The sequence below is a fragment of the Salinispora pacifica DSM 45544 genome, from assembly GCF_000378845.1.
Lineage (GTDB): Bacteria > Actinomycetota > Actinomycetes > Mycobacteriales > Micromonosporaceae > Micromonospora > Micromonospora pacifica.
The window spans coordinates 1,000,135-1,023,291 of sequence record NZ_KB905359.1 but is presented as its reverse complement, the minus strand read 5'-3'; the positions used below and the strand labels follow the sequence as shown (position 1 = coordinate 1,023,291).

The 23,157-nt window shown below is 66.8% G+C and carries 16 protein-coding genes, 5 pseudogenes and 2 CRISPR repeat arrays; of the genes and pseudogenes, 14 read left to right on the top strand and 7 right to left on the bottom strand.

The features are described from left to right. Positions 1-9: 9 nt before the first annotated feature. The 3 genes and pseudogenes from SALPAC3_RS0104555 to SALPAC3_RS29360 all read right to left on the bottom strand — a co-directional run. Positions 10-726 carry a GAP family protein gene (locus SALPAC3_RS0104555; RefSeq protein WP_080635118.1) on the bottom strand — a complete coding sequence of 239 codons (717 nt, stop codon included), beginning with the start codon at positions 724-726 and terminating at the stop codon, positions 10-12. Positions 727-759: 33 nt separating this feature from the next. Continuing rightward, a complete protein-coding gene (locus tag SALPAC3_RS28585; RefSeq protein WP_232430463.1) occupies positions 760-999 on the bottom strand; it encodes a hypothetical protein in 240 nt (79 codons plus the stop codon). Positions 1,000-1,018: 19 nt separating this feature from the next. Then, positions 1,019-1,234: pseudogene (locus tag SALPAC3_RS29360) on the bottom strand (hypothetical protein); the annotation flags it as partial. Between the two features lie 157 nt (positions 1,235-1,391). On the opposite strand from SALPAC3_RS29360, the gene SALPAC3_RS0104545 reads away from it, so the two are divergent. The 4 genes from SALPAC3_RS0104545 (at position 1,392) to SALPAC3_RS0104530 (ending at position 5,519) form a co-directional block, all read left to right on the top strand. Further along, positions 1,392-2,306, top strand: a complete 915-nt coding sequence (locus tag SALPAC3_RS0104545; RefSeq protein ID WP_018220090.1) for an adenosine kinase — start codon at positions 1,392-1,394, stop codon at positions 2,304-2,306. Positions 2,307-2,480: 174 nt separating this feature from the next. Continuing rightward, on the top strand, positions 2,481-3,146 hold the full coding sequence (locus tag SALPAC3_RS26670; RefSeq protein WP_018220089.1) for a nucleoside-diphosphate kinase: 666 nt from the start codon (positions 2,481-2,483) through the stop codon (positions 3,144-3,146). An 816-nt stretch (positions 3,147-3,962) separates the two neighbouring features. Continuing rightward, entirely contained in the window at positions 3,963-4,676 is a 714-nt protein-coding gene (locus SALPAC3_RS0104535; RefSeq protein WP_018220088.1) for an SMI1/KNR4 family protein, read from the top strand. A 357-nt stretch (positions 4,677-5,033) separates the two neighbouring features. Continuing rightward, positions 5,034-5,519: a hypothetical protein gene (locus SALPAC3_RS0104530; protein ID WP_018220087.1), complete on the top strand. Its 486-nt coding sequence runs from the start codon at positions 5,034-5,036 to the stop codon at positions 5,517-5,519. Between the two features lie 19 nt (positions 5,520-5,538). Here the strand turns inward: SALPAC3_RS0104530 and SALPAC3_RS29495 are convergent. After that, positions 5,539-5,859 (bottom strand): annotated as a pseudogene (locus tag SALPAC3_RS29495) (IS481 family transposase); the annotation flags it as partial. 1,122 nt (positions 5,860-6,981) lie between these two features. Then, positions 6,982-7,782, bottom strand: a complete 801-nt coding sequence (locus SALPAC3_RS27830) for an ISAs1 family transposase (RefSeq protein ID WP_232430461.1) — start codon at positions 7,780-7,782, stop codon at positions 6,982-6,984. A gap of 469 nt (positions 7,783-8,251) precedes the next feature. Next, a CRISPR array of direct repeats spans positions 8,252-9,437; the repeat unit is 29 nt; unit sequence CGGAGCACCCCCACGTGCGTGGGGAGGAC. Between the two features lie 108 nt (positions 9,438-9,545). Between SALPAC3_RS27830 and SALPAC3_RS0104515 the strand changes: the two genes are divergently transcribed. The 10 genes and pseudogenes from SALPAC3_RS0104515 to SALPAC3_RS26655 all read left to right on the top strand — a co-directional run. Continuing rightward, positions 9,546-12,326 (top strand): CRISPR-associated helicase/endonuclease Cas3, encoded by a 2,781-nt coding sequence (locus SALPAC3_RS0104515; protein WP_080635117.1) that lies wholly within the window; start codon positions 9,546-9,548, stop codon positions 12,324-12,326. A gap of 91 nt (positions 12,327-12,417) precedes the next feature. Next, on the top strand, positions 12,418-13,905 hold the full coding sequence (gene casA / locus SALPAC3_RS0104510; protein ID WP_018220084.1) for a type I-E CRISPR-associated protein Cse1/CasA: 1,488 nt from the start codon (positions 12,418-12,420) through the stop codon (positions 13,903-13,905). Continuing rightward, positions 13,905-14,567 carry a type I-E CRISPR-associated protein Cse2/CasB gene (gene casB / locus SALPAC3_RS0104505; protein ID WP_080635116.1) on the top strand — a complete coding sequence of 221 codons (663 nt, stop codon included), beginning with the start codon at positions 13,905-13,907 and terminating at the stop codon, positions 14,565-14,567. Before casA ends, casB begins: the two co-directional genes overlap by 1 nt. After that, positions 14,564-15,705 (top strand): annotated as a pseudogene (gene cas7e, locus SALPAC3_RS25315) (type I-E CRISPR-associated protein Cas7/Cse4/CasC). Before casB ends, cas7e begins: the two are co-directional and overlap by 4 nt. Continuing rightward, positions 15,702-16,475 (top strand): type I-E CRISPR-associated protein Cas5/CasD, encoded by a 774-nt coding sequence (cas5e, locus tag SALPAC3_RS0104495; protein ID WP_018220082.1) that lies wholly within the window; start codon positions 15,702-15,704, stop codon positions 16,473-16,475. Before cas7e ends, cas5e begins: the two are co-directional and overlap by 4 nt. Next, the gene (gene cas6e / locus SALPAC3_RS0104490) at positions 16,472-17,092 is read left to right on the top strand and encodes a type I-E CRISPR-associated protein Cas6/Cse3/CasE (protein ID WP_018220081.1); all 621 of its coding nucleotides are present in this window, start codon (positions 16,472-16,474) and stop codon (positions 17,090-17,092) included. Before cas5e ends, cas6e begins: the two co-directional genes overlap by 4 nt. Further along, positions 17,089-18,051, top strand: a complete 963-nt coding sequence (cas1e, locus tag SALPAC3_RS0104485; RefSeq protein ID WP_018220080.1) for a type I-E CRISPR-associated endonuclease Cas1e — start codon at positions 17,089-17,091, stop codon at positions 18,049-18,051. Before cas6e ends, cas1e begins: the two co-directional genes overlap by 4 nt. A gap of 1 nt (position 18,052) precedes the next feature. Next, complete coding sequence (cas2e, locus tag SALPAC3_RS26660) at positions 18,053-18,394, top strand: type I-E CRISPR-associated endoribonuclease Cas2e (protein ID WP_080635115.1); 342 nt, start codon at positions 18,053-18,055, stop codon at positions 18,392-18,394. An 18-nt stretch (positions 18,395-18,412) separates the two neighbouring features. Further along, positions 18,413-18,685: direct repeats of the CRISPR family, unit length 29 nt; unit sequence GTCCTCCCCACGCACGTGGGGGTGCTCCG. 81 nt (positions 18,686-18,766) lie between these two features. After that, positions 18,767-20,323: pseudogene (locus SALPAC3_RS29490) on the top strand (ISL3 family transposase). Between the two features lie 39 nt (positions 20,324-20,362). After that, positions 20,363-20,595: pseudogene (locus SALPAC3_RS26655) on the top strand (amino acid permease); the annotation flags it as partial. Positions 20,596-21,199: 604 nt separating this feature from the next. Here the strand turns inward: SALPAC3_RS26655 and SALPAC3_RS0104470 are convergent. Both SALPAC3_RS0104470 and SALPAC3_RS0104465 read right to left on the bottom strand, forming a co-directional pair. Beyond that, a complete protein-coding gene (locus tag SALPAC3_RS0104470; protein ID WP_018220078.1) occupies positions 21,200-22,897 on the bottom strand; it encodes an RCC1 domain-containing protein in 1,698 nt (565 codons plus the stop codon). Between the two features lie 6 nt (positions 22,898-22,903). Beyond that, positions 22,904-23,143: a hypothetical protein gene (locus SALPAC3_RS0104465; RefSeq protein WP_018220077.1), complete on the bottom strand. Its 240-nt coding sequence runs from the start codon at positions 23,141-23,143 to the stop codon at positions 22,904-22,906. Positions 23,144-23,157: the final 14 nt, after the last annotated feature.

Below are 23,157 nucleotides of genomic sequence, written 5' to 3'. Positions count from 1 at the left end.
GTCGCCGTGTCATTTCGGCGGTGTGCCGGCATCGCCGATGTCCACCAGGCCGTCCACTAGGCCGAAGTCCACGGCCAGATATGCGGCGCCGTTTCGCGCCAGCAGGAATCCGGCGATACCGACCAGTGTCAGCCATGATCTGCGGGAATTCGACAGCTTGTCGAGCCAGCGTTGAAAACGCTCACGTTGCCGTTCGTGGAGGATGATCGCGACGAAGACGATCGCGACTGTGGGCAGGACGGCGACAATGTTGTAGGCGATCAGCAGGGATAGCCACTGCGGCGTCGTGAAGTCACCACCCGCGAGGATGCTGACGGCACCGAAGTAGGGCAGGGTGGTGAGGAACTCGGCCAGGGTCACACTGAGCGCGAGTCCGATGACGGTCGGAATGCGCTGGGAGGTGGGGCGTCGCACCGGCTCTGCCGGCTTCTTACGCCATCCTCCGGTGATGCTGTAGGTGAGCAGTGAGACGCCGACGACGACCTGCAGTATGTGAACGATCGTTCGCCCAATGTCGTTGGTCATGATGTCCGCCAGGGCGCCGAATCCGAGCATCAGGGCGATGCCGAGCCCAAGGTAGACCGTCAGTACCGTCGCCACGTAGATGGCCACCCGGGAGACGTAGCGCTCGGTCTTCAGCACGAAATACAGGCTGACGGCGAGCATCGATGGACTCAGACTGTCCACAAGTGCCAGGCCGAAAATCGTTGCCAGAGTAGTAGCCATCCATCAACCCTCCCGTCGATTTATCGGGGTTGCTCAACGTACCAACTCGAGAGTCCGGGTCAGGTCCCCGAGATTCTGGTGTGCGGTCTGCCGGGCGGCCACGTCCAGCTCGTCACCGGTCGGCGCCGTCTCGAACGCCCTCGCGACCAGCGGCGTGATAAGTGGGTCGATCCGGTGGAACACCTCCGCCGGATCGATGCCGACGTCGCCGAACAGCGTCCACCACCATGCGTTGGCGGCACAGTTGGCGATGACTCCGGAAACCACCGTCACGCCACGCATCCCTCAGGGCGGCGGAGGCTTCCGCCGTCACCCCGGCGCTAGCGCCTTCGACGGCGTAGCCTGCTCGGACCTGTTCATGGTTTGGGGCATCGATGGTGAATGAGATGGCGGCTGGTACCAGGACATCGGCCTCAGAAGACAGCCAACCAGCGCGGGCCAGCGAACAGGCCGTGCAGCGCGAGCGGGTCGCAGACCGGACCAGCGCGGTGAAGTTAGCTGCGGTCACGTCCTGCTCGCCCACCTCGGCGGCTGAGCAGCGCGGCGTAGCCGGCGCGGACAGACTCGTTCTCGCTCAGGGCAAACGCTTCCCGTTCACCTGGCCCCTGGGTGGGACGTCGCCGCCATCTACACCAGCCCTACACCACTTGCCCTGAGGAGCACCTGTGAGCACTGAGATCGATGTCCTTGTCCTGGGCGGCGCCGGCGTGGACACCATCGTCTACGCACCGCAGTTGCCCCTTCCGTTCGCTGACAGCTACATGGTGCCGGCGATCACGACCCGCCCGGGGCAGACCGGCGACTTCGTGGCGATGGCGGTCCACGCCCTGGGCCTGCGTACCCACCACGTCGATGTGATCGGCGACGACCACGAGGGCGACTTGGTCCGCGCCCTGCACGCCGAGCGGGGCATCCCGCTCACCGTCTCTGCGCTGCGGGCCGGTACCCGCCGTGCGGTCAACCTCGTCGCCCCGGACGGACGGCGGTTGTCCCTGTACGACAGCAGCCGATCCGAGGCGGGGGACCGGCTCCCGGTGGAGACGGTAGCCGCCCTCGCCGCGGCGAGCCGGCACGCCCACGTGTCGATCACCTATCCGTGCGCCTTCGCCCTGCCCACGCTGCGCGCGGCGGGCGTAACCATCTCCACGGACCTGCACAACTGGGACGGCAACGAGCCGTACCACGAGGACTTCGCCTACGCGGCCGACCTCGTCTTCGTGTCGTCGGCCGCGCTGGCCGATCCCGAGAAAACGATGCGGCGCATCGTCGAACGCGGCCGGGCCCGCACGGTCGTTGCCACCGCCGGAGCCGAGGGGGCGTACCTGCTGGTCGACGGCGAGTTCAGCCATGTTCCTGCGGTCGATCCGCCGGCGCTGGTGGTGGACTCCAACGGTGCGGGCGACGCCTTCGCCGCAGGCTTCCTGTTCGGCTGGCTCGCGGGGGAGCCGGTGCGGCGGTGCGCCCTGTACGGCGCGATCTCCGGGGCCTACGCCTGTACCGTGGCGGCGACGAACGTCGACTTGATCGACCGGGGCGCGCTGCTCGCCCGGGCGGCGGAACTGGACCCGTCCGCGGGTTGAGGCCGCCGCTGGTGACGGCGAGGCGTGGCGAGGACGGGACGGCCAGGCGCGTGCGTGGGGAGTGCCCGACGCGGCGGCGCCGGCGGGGCTGTTGGCGGCGCTGCCCGTGGACGATGGGCCGAGCCCCGGCGCTTGCTCGGCGCGCACCCGGCGGCGGCGCGACGGACAGCCTTCATGCTTGTGCGGCCCGAAGCGGTCCGTCAGGGCCAGGTTCCGGACATCGTCGCGTGGCTGGGCGAGCGGGGCTTCGGCGTGACCGCCCTTAAGGTGGTGCGCCCGCACCACTGTCGGCTCGAGGAGCTCTACCGCTACACCCAGGTGAGGCTGATGGACGCCGGCGGCCGCCCGTTGTGGTGGTATATGCCGCGCTACTACCGATTCGGCCCGGCGGTGGCGCTCCTCCTCGACCGTCCCGGCGACCGAGTGGCTCTCCGAGCTCAAGGGGCCTTCCAACCCGGGCCTGTCGGAGCCCGGCCTGCTGCGGTACGAATTCGGCTCGCAGAACATGGTGATGTGCGTCGTCCACACGTCCGACCTGCCGGAGACGGCGGTGCGGGAGTCCTGCCTCTTTCTCGGCAGCGACGCGGTGGGTCCGTCCTGCGCGGTGCCGACGGCGGCACCCGCCGTGACCTGGCGCCGGCCGAGGTGGTCGATCGGCTGGTTGCCGGCGGTGGACCCACCCGGGCCGTGCGGCTGCCCAACTTCCACCAGGTTCTGGCTGGCCTACAGGCCCGGATCGTCCGGCGGAGCGCCAGCCCCACCTCCGATTGGGCGGCGCGGTCCCTCGAGCAGCTCGCTCTCGGATCCCGACTATGGCCGTCGTACGGCGGCACTGCATGAGGGTGGAGCCATCCGTCCGACGATGTCGGCGGCGTCGGTGTTCGTGGCGACGTGGTCGACCTCGTCGGGGCGGATGTTGGCGAATCTGCCGGTTTCGTGTGCGCTGCTCATCGGGTCATCGTGCCTGTTATGTAGGAAAGTCGGTCTTTCGGGGTCGGCTAGCTTTGATGTTGCGGGGCGGGCTGGTGGTGGTGCGTCGACATCCGCCCCTGGGTCACCCCTGTTGCGATCCCTTCAGGGGTGATGAGCGCCCCGAACCTTAAGTCGCAGGTCACGGCCCGCATTTCCACGGTCAAATACAGCCACGCTTGGCAGCGATCCGTCGGTAGCGCATCTGCGCTGGTCACAGTACTGCAGCCCACGAGAAGCGCGCAGCCCTTGAACCACCGCGATCTCCCACCGGATCGGCGGTAGTCATGCCGAGGCCTCCCCCTGCCCGGACGTGGCTGAAGCGTTGTCGGGCTTCACTTGATGCGTTACACGATGGCTCCAGCTGATGGATTAGACCGCGCGGAGTGGACCGGCACAGATCGTGATGTCGGATGCACCGCGACCTGGTGCGCCACATATCCGCTTCTGTCGATGTGGAGGTGGCGCAGCAACGAGAAGGCGCGAGTTAGATGGCGCATGCCCCAGCGGTCGTGCACCATGCTGTCTGTGTGTATCGAGCGGTTGAGCTTCTTCGTCGAGTCTGTCCATGTCTTCCCTGAAGGCTGGCGTCTGGAGGGTGGGCCGGGGTATCACCCACGGCATTGGGCTCGTCCTGGAGACCGCTTCGACCGTGCATGCGACGAACACGGCCGGCAGGAACGGGACGTGGACCTGGTCGTGGTGGAACTCAGCGCGTCTCACGCCATCGTCACTGGCTCTGGCCGCGATCAACTCCGACCCGACGATGTCCTTTCGGGGGAGCGCGTAGCGGAGCCTGACAGAGACCACAGCACCGGGAGCGACATGGCAGAGGCCCTGGGTGAGATTCTGCGTCTCCCGGCGCTCAAAACCGGAGGCAGAGGTGGTTTCGACTGGTCACCTGTCGAGGCGAAGCTGGGTGCCACTCTTCCGCAGGATTACAAGCGCTTCATCGACTCCTACGGTGCCGGACTCATTGACGATCACGTCGCCGTCTGCGCCCCCGACGAACCGCGCGACTGGGCAGACCTGCTGCAGCACAACGTCTATGCCCAGGAGTGTGTTCGCTTGGATTTCGGCGGACCCGACAACGACTCCAGAGGTTGGCACCTGGGCGACTCGCTGCAGTGGGAACCTCGGCGTGAGGATGTCCCATCCTGGTTCAACCCTGGTGACAACCTGATCTCGTGGGGGCACACCGGCAACGGCGACCTGCTCTTTTGGCACATCAAGCCCGGCGTGGCCCCCGACGACTGGCCGGTGGTATTCAAGGAGGAAGGACCGTACTGGGAGCAGTATCAGTCCGGCTTTTCGGCGGCACTCGTCGGCTTACTAACGGGCGCGATTCGGTCCGAATACCTGAGCCGCTGGCTTGGAGGACCTCACTTTTACACATCCTGAAGCGAACCGTCGGACTAGCTCAGGCATCCGGTCATGGTCACTGACCGAAGGTCTTGACCGACGTTCTTGATTGCCTGCCCCGACAGGCCGCGCATCAGTAGCGGACCGTGATGCCGGTCTTCGAAGGCGGCTGCTGATTGTCACCCGTCAAGCGAAACCGGTATGTAGCGCATCAACCGGAGTCGGACAGGACGTGGCTGAAGCTGCCTGGTCTCGCATGATGGTTGACGAATCGGCGTCGCAGGATGCTTGACGCCAGGTCGAGATCGAATAGTGCTGGTGTTTCGGTCGATGGTAGGGGTGTCGGGCCCTGAGTGGTCATGGTCCTGTGGGCCGTTGCGCCTGTAGGATCTGCTGATGATCGAACCGTCGCTGGTTACTCGGTCGTCGTTGCGGCGCGTGTTGCCGATCGTGGCACCGATACCGATGGCCGAGCTGCCGACCCGTATGTGGTCCGACGAGCATTGGGAACGGATCAAGCTCGGTTACAAGGCTCGCGGCATGGACGAGAAGTGGAACGTGTTCGTTGAGGACCAGGTCGCGTTCCTGCATCGCAGTTGGACCGGCAACGGGGTCTTCGAAGTGTCGTTTGCGCCCGTTGGTGGCGGTGGTTGGCGTATTTCAGCGGCAGCGGTGGAGTCCGACCCGTCGCGTTACCGTCGCAGCTCTGAACGATGCGACCGGGTGATGGTCGAGCTGGTGCTCAGCACGATCGTGCTCGGTGAGCCTGCCCTGGATCTGCGCGGCGAGCTGGTCGCGCTGACATCGCAGGAGTCTGGACGCACCGATCTCCCTGCGGGCGTCACCGAACACAGTGCGCTCGGGCAGAGGTCCGCCCCATAGCCGACGACAAGTTGCCAGGTCACGCCCGAAGGCGAGGCTGACCCGGGGTGGTGATCTGGTGTTTGGCTCTGGTGCGGTTCAGTTCGGTGGTGCTGCGGCGGGGAACGGCCGCGATCGGGGTCTCGGCGTTGTAGACGGTGATGGTGTGCTCGTCGAGGGCGACGGTGACGAGTTTGCGGGCGTGGACCTTCCCCACTTGGACTTTCTGTCCGGCGACTTGGAAGCTGCCGTTGATCGACACGACCCGCTCGACGGTCGGGGCGGTGGCCGGTGGTGGGACTGGTGAGGCGGGTCGGGCGTCGCGGATGCGGCCAAGCGCGGTAGGCGGAAGTGGGCAGCGCCCTTCGCATCGTTTCAGGCGAAACTGAGACTGTTCCAATAGGACAGCGCGAAGCACGGCTGGCAGGGATATCCCTGCCAGCCGTGTGCTAGTTGAGTAAGGTCAACAAAGACCGGACAGGCGGTGATGGACGAATTGGGTGAGTCGCCACCCTGTGTCGAACACGAAGATCTGTCCTACGTACAGGTCGATGTCATCCGGGAAAGGCTTTAATCACTACACCGTGTAGTTCACGCCGACGGTAACCAGCCACGCATACTCGTGGCATCGCGCGCTGGAAGTTGCACCACTGGCTTTCCAGGATCCGTAGGCGGTGTACCTGTTCCCGCTGTTTTCTTCACACAGAACCTTCACCTGATGCTGCTTTACTCCAGAGCAATTCGAGTATCCCCATCCGCCGTAGCTACCTGACGACGAGAGGTTGCAGGACGGGGCGGCTTGCGCCGGGGCTGCCGCTAGGGCCACTGTGCCGGTTGCCATAGTGATCGCCACTGCTGTCGAAATCCCCATTTTTCTGATGCTGCTCATCCATTGCTCCTCTAGCAAATCGTCCGGTGCTGAATGTTGCAAGGTGCAAGACAGGCTTAGATGTGACCCATTATCAGATGCTGGAATCATATCAGCACGCTGACGCTTGTCAAGGCGTAATCAACGCGCTGACGCTTGTCAAGGCGTAATTAGCACACTGGGGTTTGTCAAGTCATAAGTTGCATGCTGACAGAGCTTTCGCTGCTGGAGCAGGGCTATTGCAAAGTCGTGTCGCTGCTGGTCACGTACGGTTTTCCGTCGTCACGGTGGTGATGAGGTCGTGGGGGCAGTGGTTGGCTTCTCGGGTGGCTTCGGCGATGTTGGTGGCACCGTTGAGGCGGTGGTACCCGTCGAGGCGTTACGGAGGGTGGCGAATGCGGCGGGCCGTGGCCAGTTCGGGCTTGATGTGCGTCTTCACGTAACGTGACGTCCCGCACATAATCGAGACGGTTCTCGATGTGTCATTCCGAGCGTGCCCACGTGCCCAGATCTGCGGGCCGGGCCTGTGCGGTGGGCAGTAAGATCGTCAGGTACGCCGTCTCTCGGCTGGTCTTGCCCTTGATCGTGCGAGTGCGGGTGATCCGGACGGCCTGTTCAGCGTTCGGCAAACCCAGCCCGCCCGGCGTCTTGACGGTCAGCGCCTTGACCGTGCGGGTCTCCTTGCGGCCGTGACCGGGTCTCGCGGGTCTGCGTCCCGACCGGGACCTGCGCCCAGGGCAGGGCCTTGAGCTGGGCGAACAGCTTCGGCTGGTTGGCCTTCGCCGTGACCATCAGATGCGCACCGTGCTCGGCGAGCAGTTCGGCGTGCCCGGCCTGGGCATGCAATGCGTCGGCCACCACCAGGACACCGCCGAGGGATCCCAGAACGGACTTGACCAGGCGCAGCAGTGGCGTGAACGCCGGGATTTCGTTCGATTTCGCGGCGATCTGGACCTGAGCGAGCACGATACCGGTGCTGGTGTCGTAGGCCGAGAGCAGATGAACCTGGCGCCCACCGTCAAGCCGGGCACCTCGTTCGACCCCATCGACGGCAATGACCAGAGGCCACCACCGGCCGGCGGCCAGGACCGGCGTTGCCCGACCCCGTAGCCAGCGGGCCAGGACCTGCGACAACACCTCGCCGTCGATACGGATCAGCAACCGCCACACCGTCGTCGCGGCGGGAACCCAGCCGGTGAACCCGAGCCGTGCCCACACCGTGCGGTCCTGGAAACGCACCCAGTCCGTAACCGCGGCGAACGTGCACGCCCCAGCCATCACCGCGCACACCGCTGCCGCCAGGATGCTGACCAGCGGATACCGCCGACCCCGCGGATCCCGCGGGTCGTCCACCGCTTCCAACGCGACGAACCGGCTCAGTCGATCACCGTCGGTGACCGTGGTCAGGCACGGCATGCCCGGGGGTCACTGCGGCAGCACGATCTCGGTCAGTGATGCTGACATCAGCGGGTGCGGTCTTATTCTCGATCACGGTTGTCTTCGCAAACACCATGATCACCAACGGGCCGCACCCGTCCTACATAGACCCCACGGGCAACAGGGCCCCCAAGCTCCAGGTCAGCACCCCTCAACCGACTACGCAACAGCCCTGGCTGCTGGAAGCTGGTACTCGAATGCCACGAGTAGCTTGCTCGTTCTAGGTGCGATGCCAGCGGCCCCGTTGGAATGCGTGACGGTGGTCAACGGCGGCCAACTCCTAACTTGATCTTTAACCTGTGCGGCGCGGCCGGGGATTGGTCGATTTCTTCTTCGAAGAGGTTGTCTTCCCGGTCGCGCGACGGCCGGCCGCGCCCGCGCCGCCCGCCGGAGCACCCCACGTGCGTGGGGAGGACGCCGCCGCGCTGATCGTCTCGGATCCACAGTCCGGAGCACCCCCACGTGCGTGGGGAGGACGACGCACTCCACCACGCCGCCGCACAAATCGCCGGAGCACCCCCACGTGCGTGGGGAGGACAGGAGGATTTGCGCGGAAATCCTATCGAGCCGCGGAGCACCCCCACGCGCGTGGGGAGGACCGATGAAGTGCACCGGCCGCGATGTCGACAGCCGGAGCACCCCCACGTGCGTGGGGAGGACCCATACCCGAAGTACCGACACGCAATTGCAGCCGGAGCACCCCCACGTGCGTGGGGAGGACTGGAGGCCATCCAGGTCGCGGGCAGCATCCAACGGAGCACCCCCACGTGCGTGGGGAGGACAACCGGGCCGGCCTGCACGAGGCCCTGTCCGACGGAGCACCCCCACGTGCGTGGGGAGGACCGCCGCAAAGGCTGCTCGTGTCGCCGAAACCCGGAGCACCCCCACGTGCGTGGGGAGGACTCTCTTACACAACGCAGGCGTTGTAAAAACTCCGGAGCACCCCCACGTGCGTGGGGAGGACGGTTTCGAGGTTCGCGTAGTGCGCCACGCCCTCGGAGCACCCCCACGTGCGTGGGGAGGACCACCTCCACCACTCTCCGTAAAGCAACCGAGGCGGAGCACCCCCACGTGCGTGGGGAGGACGTGGTTGCCCAGGGCTCCAACCCGGCGCAACACGGAGCACCCCCACGTGCGTGGGGAGGACGTCCCTCCTGTCCCTGGTGTCCCCCAACCCACCGGAGCACCCCCACGTGCGTGGGGAGGACGATCGGCGTTCACCACTACCGGTGTGCAGGACGGAGCACCCCCACGTGCGTGGGGAGGACTGTCTGCGGATGAACCGCCGCGCCGATGTCGGCGGAGCACCCCCACGTGCGTGGGGAGGACCCACTAACGCCGGGCATCCCGCCGGTACTCGTCGGAGCACCCCCACGTGCGTGGGGAGGACGCCAGCCACACGAGCATGCCCCAATCCGGGTCCGGAGCACCCCCACGTGCGTGGGGAGGACGCCCATTTGCCGCAACCAGTGAGCCCGAGCGGCGGAGCACCCCCACGTGCGTGGGGAGGACATCGCGGCGTCGATGTCGTCGGCCTTGGCTCCCGGAGCACCCCCACGTGCGTGGGGAGGACGAGCAGCGTCAGGACACGCTCGGCCAGGTCGGCGGAGCACCCCCACGTGCGTGGGGAGGACACTTCGTGACCTGCGCGTCTATCAGCCGTGGGAGCGGTTTTGCGTCGGTCGAGTCGTGGTGTCGTATGGCTGTGGTTGCATGCTGATGCCCTTGCCGAGCGGGTACGAATGGAGGGGGTCGGATTGGGGGTCGATCATGACGGGGTCGATGCTGGGATTTGGGGCAAGTCTAACCATCTCCTGAGACCGTATCCGTTGCTCTGGCATCTGATTGATACCGCGGCCGTTGCTGGTGCCTTGTGGGATCGCTATCTGGCCCCGAACCAACGGAGGGTCATCGCGGAGGGGCTGGCCACCAACGACAGTCACGCTAAATCGTTGATCATGTTTTGGGCGGGATTACACGATGTCGGCAAGGCAACCCCGGGGTTTCAGAAGAAGGATGGGAGCGCGTTTGATGCGCTGCGGAGTGCTGGTTCGTATGAGGATGTTGTAGGCGATGGCTCGTTGAGGCATGACACCGCTGGTCAGTTGGCTTTGCCGGATCTTCTTGCTCCTTTGGGGTATCCGCAGTTGGTCAGGCGGGTCAGTGAACGCTTGGCCTATCGCGTCGCTCAGATCGTCGGCGGCCATCACGGGCGTTTCCAGCAAACCAGTGGTCCCCATGGTGGCCGGGCGCAGCTGGGCAAGGGCGGCTGGTCGAAGCAGCGCGCGGCCCTGGTACGGGTGGTGCACGAGGCCGTGGGTTCACCCGAGCGGCCGCCGGCGATAGGTGCCGCGGCCAGTGTGCTGGTCACGGGGGTCGTGATCCTCGCGGACTGGCTGGCCAGCCAGGAGCACTTCTTGCGTCTGCAGTCTTCACGAGTGCCGCAGTACACGGGCGCCGAAGCTGTGTCGACTCATCTCGCGGCCTTATCCGCGCCCGCTGCCGCCCTGCTCGACGACGCCGGCTTGGGGTCACCGTCGTTTCGGGCGGTGGGTTTCGATGATCTGTTCCCGCACCGTCCGAACGCTCTTCAGCGGTCGATCATTGAGGAGTTGCTGCCGGTGGTCGACAGTCCGGGCCTGTTGGTCGTGACAGCGGCTATGGGGGACGGGAAGACCGAAGCCGCTCTGGTGGCTGCCAAAAGGTTGGCCGAGGTATGCGGGGCGCACGGGTTCTTCTTCGCTTTGCCGACTATGGCGACCTCCGACGAGATGTATCGCCGGGTACGGGCGTTTGCCGCCCGGCTTGCCGCCGGTCCGGCGCCGGTCACGCTGTTGCACAGCATGTCGTGGTTGAACGCTGAGTACGAGGCTCGGGCGGTTGTCGACCCCGGTGGTGCGGCTGAGGTGGTGTCCGATGAACCCAGTGGTGATGTGGTGGCACCGGAGTGGCTGCGCGGCCCCAAGCGGGGGCTGCTGGCGCCCATGGCGGTGGGTACGGTTGACCAGGCGTTGCTTGCCGTGCTGACCACCAAGCACAACGCGCTGCGTCTGCTCGCTCTCTCGGGCAAGGTGTTCGTCGTTGACGAGGCGCATGCGTACGACGACTTCACGACCTCCCTGCTGTGTCGCCTGTTGAACTGGTTGGGGGCCTACGGATGCCCGGTCGTCCTGCTGTCGGCGACGTTGCCCTCGTCGCAGGCGGCGACTCTTGTAGGGGCGTACGAGGAGGGTGCTGGCGTCGGGCCGACCAACACGTCTGTGCCATATCCGGGTTGGACGTTCGTGCCGGCGATCCAGGGGCGCCCCACGGTTTCGATCTCACCAACGATGCGGGAGGCCCTGGTCTCGGGTAGGACCGTGGAGTTCACGCTCGACGTACGCCCTGTTCGTCACCTCGTCGGGTCGGAGAGCGACCCAGCGGATCGTAGGGCCGTGGTGCGGCAGGTGCTGGCGCCGGTGGTCGAGCAGGGTGGGTGCGCTGCCGTGGTCTGCAACACGGTCAACGACGCCCAGCAGACCTACCGCGTCGTTCGTGACTGGGCGTCCGAGGGAGTGGATGTGGTGCTGCTGCACTCCCGTTTCCCGGCTCGGTGCCGGGAGGAGATCACGACGCAGATCATCGGTCGGCTGGGGAAGGACGGCAATCGCCCTAGATCGATGATCGTAGTTGCTACGCAGGTGCTAGAGCAGTCACTTGACCTGGACTTCGACCTGTTGGTGACGGATCTGGCGCCGATGGCGCAGCTGTTGCAGCGTGCTGGCCGGTGTCATCGACACCGCAGGACGAGGCCGCCTTGGGCTGCGCAACCGCGGGTGGTGGTTCTCGACCCGCGGGGCCCGGACGGTGTCGAGCATGTCAGGCCGGCTGCTTGGGGAGACGTGTACGCGCGGTACCTACTACGGGCCACACACCTTCGGCTGATTGGTGTCGATATGTTTGCTGTTCCACGCGCGGTGCAGGGTCATGTGGAAGCGGTGTATGTACCCCAGGAGATCCACAACGACCCGGTAATGAGCGCGGAACACAACGAGTATCGCGCCCAGGCGATGGCGGTACGTGGGATGGCTGAGCTCGGTGTCAATCCGGAGCCCGCCGGGTTGGCCGACCTGGTCGCGCTGAGTCAAACCGAAACGCCGGAATGGCGTGCATCCACCCGACTGGGAGCGGAATCAGAGCGGGTCCTGTGCTGCTACCACGACTCTGACGGCATGCAGTGGCTCGACCCCAAGGGACGCATCCCTCTTCCGCAGAGGGGATCCGGGCGCGACGGCCGTTTCCGCAGCGAGGAGGTTCGTGCCATTCTCCAGGAGACGATCCCGCTTCGCGCGGACATCCTCACGGGATACGAGCCGCCCGCCGCCTTACCAGCAAGCTGGGGCAACAACGCTTGGCTGAAGCGTATCCGACCGCTGTGGCTTCCGATCCTCCCGATGGGCCCAGGCCCGGCCGCCTGGGCCCATCGATCGGTGCACCTTGACCCCGAGCTTGGCCTCGTCGTCGGAACCGCAGGAGCGGAGTAGGGGCTGTTGTTAGTCATTAATCCGACATGGGGCTTCGCGCTGGACGAGCGGCTCGGCAATATCAGGCGATCTGTCGTCAGGAGTCATACTATTGACGAAATCTTTCGATCTAGTTGATCAGCTGTGGATACCGGTCGCGGCAAACGGCGAGCCGGAGTTGGTCGGCCTTCGGGAGCTTTTTACCCGTGCGGCCGAGTTCGATGACCTGGCTGTTCCGGTGCCGCCGGCGGCGTCCGGGTTGTGGCGAATTCTCTACGCGATCACTGCCCGGGTGACGGGCCTGGACATGCTGCGCGGGCCACAGTGGCGGCAGCGGCAGGAGTGGCTGCTTGACCAGGGCGGGTTCGCCGCCGGCGACGTCGATGCCTACTTTGCGAAATACTCAGACCGCTTTGACCTGTTCGATGCGCTTCGTCCGTGGATGCAGGACCCCCGGCTTGCTGTCGAGTGTCCGAAGTCCTCCGGGGTCAACAAGCTGGTGTTCGACCGTCCAGCGGGCAACTCTCAGGTGTGGTTCGGCCATCACACGGATGCCGACGCGGTGGCTCTGGCTCCAGGGGAGGCGGCGTGGTATCTGATCGCGCAGCTGTATTACGGCGCATCTGGGCGGTGCAGCAGCCGTGAGGTGGCCGGGCAGAAGTTCGCCAACAGCAACGCCGGCCCGCTGCGGGGGGCCATGTCTTATCACCCGCTCGGGGAGAACCTGTTCGAGTCGCTGGTCGTGGGGGTGCCCCCACGGGTGTCATCAGGGCAGGACGAGGGGCTCGACCTGTGTCCGTGGGAGCGCGATGAGTTGCCGGATCCGCTCGGTGCGCCATGGTCGGTGTCGTGGCCGTGTGGCGCGTTGACGGGCCGTGCGCGGCATGCTGTGCTGCTGGTTCCAGACGTCGCCGGTGAGGCCGTGTCGGATGCCTACGTCACCTGGGCGTGGCGGCTTCCCGGGGCGGCGTCCCCTGATCCGTACGTGGTGCGTCGGCAGAACAAGGAGGGCGGCTGGTACCAGCTGCCGGCCGACGGCTCCCGGGCTCTGTGGCGGGACGTCGACGCCCTGCTGGGCGGCAACACCGAGGTCAAGACGCACCGTCCCGACATCATGGCTGTCGCCGCCGACCTCGGTCTCGACGGACGGGTGCGCGCGTATGGCTTCGATCAGGACGGGCAGGCCAAGGATCGGCAGTGGTTCATCGCACTGACCCCACCAGTTCTTGGCTGGTTGAGTGAGCGCGACCCGGTGACCGCCGACGGCGTGGCCCTGTTGACCCGGGCGGCGGAGTCGATCGGCCGGCGTGTCGGGGTCGCACTGCGGCAGGCCTGGCGGGAGCTGGTTAGCGTCAAGGACCGAGAGGGCCCGTGGGCTCATACGGGTGAGGCGTACTACTGGACGCGAGCCGAGGCGGTGTTCTGGGAGCACGTGCGAGACGGCCGTTTCGCCGAGGGCGGGCGGGCTTTCGCGCGGTTAGGGCACGAGGCCATCGACCACGCCACGGATGGCGATGCCAGCTCACCGCGGCTGGTGCGGGCCACGCAGACAGCGCATCGGCTGTTGACAACTCCGTTGAGGAAGGGATCGGGCGCGTGATGTCCACGGAGATTGAAGAACGGCCTTCCGACCGGTTCGCGAGGCGGGTCACCGAGCGGTGCCGCCGTGATCGTGGTCAGCGTGCGGCGCTGCGCCGAGGTCTACGTCGTCCTCCCGAGCAGGCGCACACCATGCATGCCGTTGTCGCCCCATTGCTGTCGGCGTCGGTGACGCGGGAACACGAGTATGCCCACTACGCCGTAGCGGCGATGATCGCCGCGTCGGTTCGTGACAGGCCAAACGTCGAACCCACCGACGTCGAGCCAGCGAACGTCACTGACGCCGAGCAGGTAGCCGCAGCGGACGTCGACATCACGCCGGGGAACCGCCCCAATCTGGGGCAGTCGTTGGCCTGGGCGGTGTGCCGGCCGGGCCTTGGCCGTCGGGCGATGAACCGAGCTACCGCGGAGAAGCGTCTGCATCTGCTGGTCCGGCAGGGCTACCCCGGCGTCTACCAACACCTAGCCGGGGTGGTGCGGCATCTCGCCACGGTCGAGGTCCAGGTGAACTGGGGGCAACTCCTTGACGACCTCTGTCAGTGGCGGTACCGCCGTGACCAGGTCGCCAAGCGATGGCTCCAGTCCTACTACCGCACCCTGCACGAAGCCGACCGCCGCGTCGAGCAGCAGAAAAACAACCCGAGCCTGGAGGAGCCCGCATGATCGCCCGTTACGTCGACATCCATGTGCTGCAGACCGTCCCATACGCCAATCTCAACCGCGACGATCTGGGCTCACCGAAGACTGTGCGCTTCGGCTACGCCGATCGCACCCGGGTCTCCAGCCAATCCTGGAAGCGAGCCGTTCGGCGGGAGCTGGAGGAATCGTCAGGTGACAAGGCCAAGCGCACCCGGCGACTGCCGCAGGCCATCCAGGCTCGGCTCACCGGGCCCGACTGGGACTCGGAGCTGGCGGCCTTCGCGGCGACGCAGGTCATGGCCACGCTCGCCACGATCGCGGTCAAGGCCGACGGTTTCAAGGTGGACAAAGCCACCGGTGAGGCACAGGTGCTGTTCTACCTGCCGGAGCGGGCCTTCGACATGCTCGCTGATGTCTGTGTGCAGCAGCGTGATCGGCTCATCGGCCTGCGGTCCGGCGCGCTCAAGCTCAAAAGGGTGAGGCGCCTTTGCCGGCCGACGCCGTCCGCGCGGCGATGGAACACCGCAGCGATGTGATCAACCTGTTCGGACGGATGCTGGCGGAACTGCCCGGCAGCAACGTCGACGGGGCGGTCCAGGTTGCCCACGCGTTCACCACCCACGGCACGGACCCGCAGGTCGACTTCTTCACTGCCGTCGATGACCTCAAGCAGGACGCCGACCAGGCCGGCAGCGGGCACATGAACAGCGCCGAGTTCAGCACCGGCACGTTCTACCGGTACGCCAGCGTCAACCTGGAAGACCTTGCCCACAACCTCGGCGACCCGGCCACCGCGGTCGAGCTGACCAGGGCGTTCCTGTCGGCGTTCATCACCGCCATGCCGCAGGCCAAAAAGAACGCCACCGCACCGTTCACGGTTCCCGAACTGGCCTACATCGCGGTTCGCACCGACCGGCCGGTATCACTGGCCAGCGCCTTCGAAACCCCGGTACGGGCCACATTCGACAGCGGATACGCCGAGCCGTCACGTCGGCAGCTCGCCGAGTACGCCGGACAGATCTACCGACTGATCGGCGACCAGGGAATGGTCTACCACGGTTGCGCTAGCGTCGACGACAAAGGCCTGGAACAGCTCGGCGAGACTCGCCAGAGCTTCGACAACCTGATCGCCGCCGCCGTCGACAAACTGAGGGCGAAATGACGGGGCTGCTGCTGCGGTTGGCCGGGCCCATGCAATCGTGGGGTGACCACAGCACCTTTAGCGTCCGAGACACCGGCACCGTCCCCACCCGATCAGCCATGATCGGCATCATCGCCGCCGCTCAGGGCAGGCACCGCGGCGAGCCGCTCGGCGACCTCGCCCCGGTGCAGTTCACTGTCCGCGTCGACCGGCCCGGCACGGTCATGTCCGATTTCCACACCGTCGGCGGTGGTACACCGCCGGAACGCACCGTACCGACAGCAGAAGGCAAACGCAGGACGGCGGGTGCCGGCACCATCGTGTCGCGTCGGTTCTACCTGGCAGACGCGGTGTTCACCGTCGCGGTCACCGGCCCGGACGATCTCGTGGGTCAAATTCACACGGCCCTGAACAACCCGGTCTGGGGTCCGTATCTCGGACGCCGCTCCTGCCCCGTGGCGCACCCGTTCCTGGTGTCCGGCCCGATCCCCGACCCCATCGGCCACCTAGAACACCTGCCGCTCAACCGACGCCGCCCCACGGGCGACGAGGAGACGGTCCGGGTGGACTTCGTCACCGGGGCACCCCACGGCGACGGCTCCATCAGCCGGATGACACTCAACGACGTACCCATGGAACCAGTGCCCGGAAGCCCTGACCCACGTCGACGGCGATACCTCACCCGCCAGGTTTACGTCACCACCCGCAGCCTGCCCGCCGATCTGTGCGCCGGCACCGGCCTCAACTACCTGGACGCACTGGACGAGCACCTGCGAGGAGTCCGAACGTGATCGCCTGGCTGACCCGGATCGCACTTGACCTCCGCCATTCGGCGGCACGACGGGACCTACGCGACACGACCGCCCTGCACCGTCGCGTGATGTCGCTGGTGCCGGATGGTCTGGGCGAACAGCCACGACACCACGCGGGCGTGCTCTTCCGGCTCGACCACACCACCACTGGCCCGATGCTGCTGGTCCAGACCACCCTGCCACCTGACCCGAATCGGCTGCCCGACGGCTACGCCACCGTCGACACCCGCGACATCAGCCCGCTACTGAAGGCCCTGACCAACGGAATGGCGATGCACTACCGGATCGCTGCCAACGCATCCAAACGAGCGTGGAAGGGCAACAGCGCCGGCAAGGTCATCGCCTTGTCTGGCCAGCAGGCTGAGCAGTGGTGGCAGCGCAAGGCCGAGGCCACCGGACTCGATCTGCGTCACCTGCGCGCCCAGCCACAACCGGCCGCTCGCGGACGCGCCATCCCCGTACGCCACGCCATCACCCTGTTCGAAGGACAAGCGGTGATCACCGACGCGGACCAGGTCCGCGCAGCGGTGCTGGCTGGCATCGGCCGCGGACGCTCGTTCGGCTGCGGTCTACTCAGCCTCGCACCGATGCGATGAGCACCAGCGCCCAGCGGCGACTCGCCGCACCGACCCTGGCCATGCTGCCCCGCGTGGCGGACTCGCTTAGCTTCCTCTACGCCGACATCGTTCGGATTGTCCAAGACGACACCGGAGTCCTCGCCCAGGTCGATACTCCGAAAGGGGCCGAACGCGTCTATCTGCCCACAGCCGCGCTCAGCTGCCTTCTCCTCGGACCCGGCACCTCGATCACCCACCACGCCCTATCCACCCTCGCCCGCCACGGCACCACCGTCGTCTGCGTCGGCTCCGGCGTCGTCCGTTGCTACGCCGGCATCACCCCCACCTCTCTGACCACCAACTGGCTGGAAAAGCAGGTCCGCTGCTGGGCCGACGACAACACCCGACTGTACGTAGCGATACGCATGTACGAGCAACGCTTCGGCGAAGCCGTCCCCGAGGGCACCACGCTGGCCCAGCTCCGCGGTATGGAAGGCCAGCGTATGAAAGCGCTCTACCGCCTGTTGGCCCAGAAGTATCGAACCGGCAAATTCCGCCGCAACTACGACCCCAACAAGTGGGACACCCAGGACCCGGTCAATCTTGCGCTTTCGGCGGCCAGCGCCTGCCTATACGGAGTGGTCCACGCCGTCATCCTCGCTTTGGGCTGCTCACCGGCGCTCGGCTTCGTACACAACGGCACCCAACACGCCTTCGTCTACGACATCGCCGACCTCTACAAGGCCAAGGTCACCGTGCCGCTCGCCTTCTCCATGAGCACCTCCGCCCAACCCGAACGCGACGTACGCCGCAAGCTGCGCGACGGGTTCCGCCTGCTCAAGCTGATGCCGACGATCGTTACCGACATCCAACATCTACTCGACCCCGACAGCACACCTCAACAGCGGCAACCCGCCGCCGAAATCACCTCACTCTGGGATCCAGAGATGGGAGCCATGCCGTCCGGAGTCAACTACAGCTCAGACCCCTGGGACTAGCATGGCTTCCCTTGTCGTCCTGGCGACCACCGCCGTACCCGATCACTTAAGAGGCGCACTCAGCCGCTGGATGATCGAAGTGACACCCGGCATGTTCGTCGGAACGCTCTCAGCCAAAGTCCGCGACGAGCTATGGAACGCAGCAAGCAGCGTCGTCGGCGACGGCGCCGCCGTCCTTATCCACCCAGACGACACCGAGCAAGGCTTCTCCCTACGGACCGCAGGAGCACGCAGACGCCGCCCGGTCGACTTCGACGGCCTCACCCTAGTAGCCATGAGCCCCAATGAACACCACGACGACGCTTGCACCCCAGCAGAAACCATCTGGCCGGAAGGCTGGTAGAACCGCAGGTCAGTAAGTGTCCTCCCCACGCACGTGGGGGTGCTCCGAGGTACGGCCGATCGTGGCACGCCGTCTGGACGTCCTCCCCACGCACGTGGGGGTGCTCCGGGAACGGGTGATGCCATCCCGACTCAGATCCGGTCCTCCCCACGCACGTGGGGGTGCTCCACCACCACAACACCCCACCCGCCGAACTGGCGGGTCCTCCCCACGCACGTGGGGGTGCTCCGGACCGAGGCGTGACCTGGAGTGTGCCGGTCGTGTCCTCCCCACGCACGTGGGGGTGCTTGTCGGCGACGCGTGAAAAAAAATCGGGCTCTGGCACACATTTTGTGAGTCGCGCTCGTCGGTAGTTCGGGTTGGGTTGCCGGGATGGAGATCATTCCGGCGTTGCTGCCGCACCTGATGGGCTTGCGGTTGGAGGCGGTGGTGGTCCGGGCCGTCGGGGTCAGGATCACTGCGGCGACGCAGACGGTGCGGGCACGGTGTGGCGCCTGTGGCGTGTGGTCGACCACTGTGCATGGCCGCTATGTGCGGCGGCTGGCCGATGTCAGGTTGGGTGGTCATGAGGTGCTGGTCGCGTTGACGGTCCGCCGATTCACCTGCGCCAACACCGAATGCTGGCGGCGAACGTTCGTCGAGCAGGTGCCCGGGCTGACGCGGCGGCATGCCCGTCACACCGTCGTGGCCGCGGGCGACCTGGAAGCCGTCGCGGTGGCGCTGGGCGGTCGACCGGGCAGCCGGCTGGCGCATCGGTTAGCGGCATCGGTATCGCGCTCGACGTTGATCCGGATGATCCGCCGGATGCCCAACCCGCCGCCGGTGACACCGACAGCGCTGGGCGTGGACGACTTCGCCCGCCGTCGGGGCCACCGATACGCGACCGTGCTGCTCGACATGCACACCCGCCGACCGATCGACATTCTGCCCGACCGCACCGCAGACACCCTCGCCGCCTGGCTGCGCGACCATCCCGGCGTTCAGATCATCTGCCGCGATCGAGGCGGCAGCTATGCCGACGGCGCCCGCAAAGGGGGCACCTGACGCGATCCAGGTCGCCGACCGGTGGCACCTGCTGAAGAACCTCAGCGACACCGTCGAGAAAGTCATCCGCGGGCACCGCCGATGCCTACGCACCCACGCCGAACCGACATCTGCCCTGGCCGCCCCGGCCGACGAGCCGAGCGAGGCGGGGCGCCGGGCGGCGAACACACGCCAACGCCACGCGGCCGTGCACGCCCTGCGAGCCGAAGGACTGTCGATCAAAGCNACCGCCCGCCGCCTCGACATGAACGTCAGAACCGCCCGCAAATACGCCCACGCCGCCACCGCCGAAGCGTTGATCGGCCCGAACGCCAGCAGCCGACCCAGTGTCCTCGCCCCGTTCCACTCCTACCTGCGGCAACGCCTCACCGACGGCATCCACTAGACCGCTGACCTGCACGCCGAGATCGTGGCCCGCGGCTACCACGGCAGCTTGCGGGTGCTGCGCGACTGGCTCACCATCAACCGCACCCGGCCTGCCCCGGCGACCGCTGTCTGGGTGCCGTCGGCCCGGCGGATCACCGCCTGGATCATGCGCCCCGGCCACAAACTCACCGACGACGACCACGCCAATCTCGCCGACGCCCGCCGCCGCTGCCCGGACCTCGACACCGTCGCCAGCCTCGCCCGCGGGTCCGCCACCAAGGCACCGGGCAGCACCTCGACGCCTGGATCGACCGCACCCGCCACGCCGGATACCCCGAAATCCGCGGCTTCACCGCCGGCCTGGCCAGCGACCGCGACGCCGTCGTCGCCGGCCTCACCCAGCCTTGGAGTTCGAGTCCGGTCGAGGGCCAGATCAACCGCATCAAGACGATCAAGCGGCAGATGTATGGCCGGGCGAACCTCGACCTCCTGCGCAAACGCGTCCTGACCAACTCGTGAACCGCCACCAAGATCAATCACAAAATATGTGCCAGAGCCAGTTTGGCTCTGGGTTTGTTCTCGGTGGCTACATGGCCATGTCGCGTCGGGTGGTCAATTCCGGGGCGTTGTTCAGCTACGTGTCCCGTGGTCTGGGCAGGGTTGCCGGTGTCGGGGCGTCGTTCGTCGCGGTGGTGGTCTACGCCACGACGCAGATCGGCCTGTACGGCGCGTTCGCCGCGTGGGCCGTGATCGCGGTCCTCGGGATGCGGCGCATCGACCTCAGCGGCCGGTGCTATCGACCCACCGTGTGGCAGCCTGCTGAGGTGGGAGAACATCCAGGGGACCCGCTTACCGACTCCGAGGTGGCAACCATGTTCCGCTTGTTGGCGCGGTTTGCTGAGCACGATCTGGACCAGTGGGACAACTGGCGACTGAACACGTCCTACGGGCCGGTATATGTCAATGTCAGGCGAGCGCTGGGACCGGGCTGGCAGGACGACGCGTTCATCCCCGTTTGGCCGCTGCTGCCACGTTTCAAGGAGGCCGGCCGAGGTGATGCTTACGGCGGGTAGTGCCTCCGGCCATACGACCCGGAGACGGCCTCCGGCGGCCGGGGCTACTCGCCCCGGACCTCGGCGACTCTGGAATGCCTCGGCCGCGACCGGGGACCGTCGCACACCGGAGGCCACCAGACCGCGTGGCCCGGCAAGGCGGAGCCTGCGCGACAGGATGCCGGATTTGGCTCGCAGCGGGCAACTGAGGGCTTCATGCTTGACCGTTACGGTCGCTACTTCGACGCCGGCATCGTGCTGCTTGAAGATGCCGGCGTGCTACGGCTGGAGGCGCTGATGGAACGCGATCCCGCCGCGGCGGCCAGGCCGACATCGATGGTCCTCAGGTCCTGTGTGTTGGTCGGCGTCGGTGGGTGGCGAGGGTCAGGGCTGTGCCGGTGAGGGTGAGGAGGAAGCCGGTGGTGAGGATGGTGGGTAGGTTGGCGCCGGTGACGGGGATGGTGGGTTTTGGGCTGGTGGGGTTGGGGATGGTGACTGTGGTGGGGTTGGAGGTGGAGGCTGGGCAGTTGTTGTCGCCGTTGTAGCGCGCCTGGATGTGGTGTGTGCCGGGTGTCAGGTGTGTGGCGGTGAGGGTTGCGGTGGTGGTGGGGTTTCCGGTCAGGGGTGTCGTGTCCAGGGTTGTCGTGTCGTTGTGGAAGGTCACGGTTCCGGTGGGGGTGCTGCCGGTGCAGGTCACGGTGGCGGTGAGGGTGAGGGGTTGATCCGGTGTCGGGTTGGGTGGGGTCGCCTGCAGGGTCGTGGTTGAGGTCGACGGGACGACAGCCAGACTGTGGAAGCTGCCGGCGGCGGTGGCGGTGATTGTGGTGTCGGCTGGCAGGTCGACCGCGATGGGGGTGCTGCTGTTGCTGTTGGTCCCGTCGCCCAGCTGGCCTGAGGCGTTGTAGCCCCAGGCCAGTATGGTGCCGGTGGAGGTCAGCGCCAGGCTGTGGCCGGCCCCGGCGGCGACGGTGGTGATTGTGGTGTCGGCCGGCAGGTCCACCGCAATGGGGGTGTTGCTGGTGGTGGTGCTTCCGTCGCCCAGCTGGCCGGAACCGTTGCCGCCCCAGGCCAGCATGGTGCCGGTGGCGGTCACTGCCAGACTGTGGCCGCTGCCGGTGGCGACGGCGGTGACCGTGGTGCCGGCCGGCAGGTCCACCGCAACCGGGGTGCTCCTGTTGGTGATGGTCCCGTCGCCCAATTGGCCGGTGAAATTGGCGCCCCAGGCCAGCATGGTGCCGGTGGAGGTCACCGCCAGACTGTGGCTGCTGCTGCTGGCGGCGATGGCGGTGATCGTGGTGCCGGCCGGCAGGTCCACTGTCAACGGGGTGCTGCTGGGGGTGGTGGTCCCGTCGCCCAGCTGGCCGGAACTGTTGGTGCCCCAGGCCAGGACGGTGCCGGTGGAGGTCAGCGCCAGACTGTGGGCGTTGCCGGCGGCGACGGCGGTGACCGTGGTGCCGGCCGGCAGGTCCACCACAACAGGCGTGCTGCTGTTGGTGGTGGTTCCAGCGTCTAGCTGGCCGGTGACGTTGAGGCCCCAGGCCAGTACGGTGCCGGTGGAGGTCACCGCCAGACTGTGGCGGTCGCCGGCGGCTACGCCGGTGATCGTGGTGCCGGCCGGCAGGTCCACCGCAACGGGGGTGCTGCTGGGGGTGGTGGTCCCGTCGCCCAGCTGGCCGGAACTGTTGCCGCCCCAGGCCAGCACGGTGCCGGTGGCGGTCACCGCCAGGCTGTGGCCCTGGCCGGCGGCGACGGCGGTGATCGTGGTGTCAGCCGGCAGGTCCACTGTCACGGGGGTGCTGCTGTTGGTGGTGGTCCCGTCGCCTAACTGGCTCTCGGCGTTGTCGCCCCAGGCCAGGCCGGTGCCGGGAGGGCTTGCTGCCGCCGACGGCACGCTCTGCGCGAGCACGGGTGCCGCGCCGACCGAGGTTATGCCCAGCACGATCGCCACCATCAGCGGCGCCGCGAACAGCTCCCGCAGACTCGCGGGCCGGACCCAGCTTCTTCTCACGTCCGCGACCGTGCCGGTCCAGAAGCTCTCCACCTACCCCTACCCCTCTGTCTCCCCGTCACCGGCCGCGTCCGACCACGGCCTGTACAACGACTCCAGCCGGCCGCAGGTCTCGACCGCGTCGGGGAGGTCGGTGCGGGTGCGGTTGGCGCGGTAGAGGCCAGCGTCGTAGCGGCCGCTCAGCGCGGGGCTGACACGGGTGTGCGCCTGAAGAAGTTCAGCCGGCGTTGACAGTGTCGTTGATGAGTGGTTCGTGGTGATCTCCTTGGAGACCACCACTGGTCGCGGGGCTC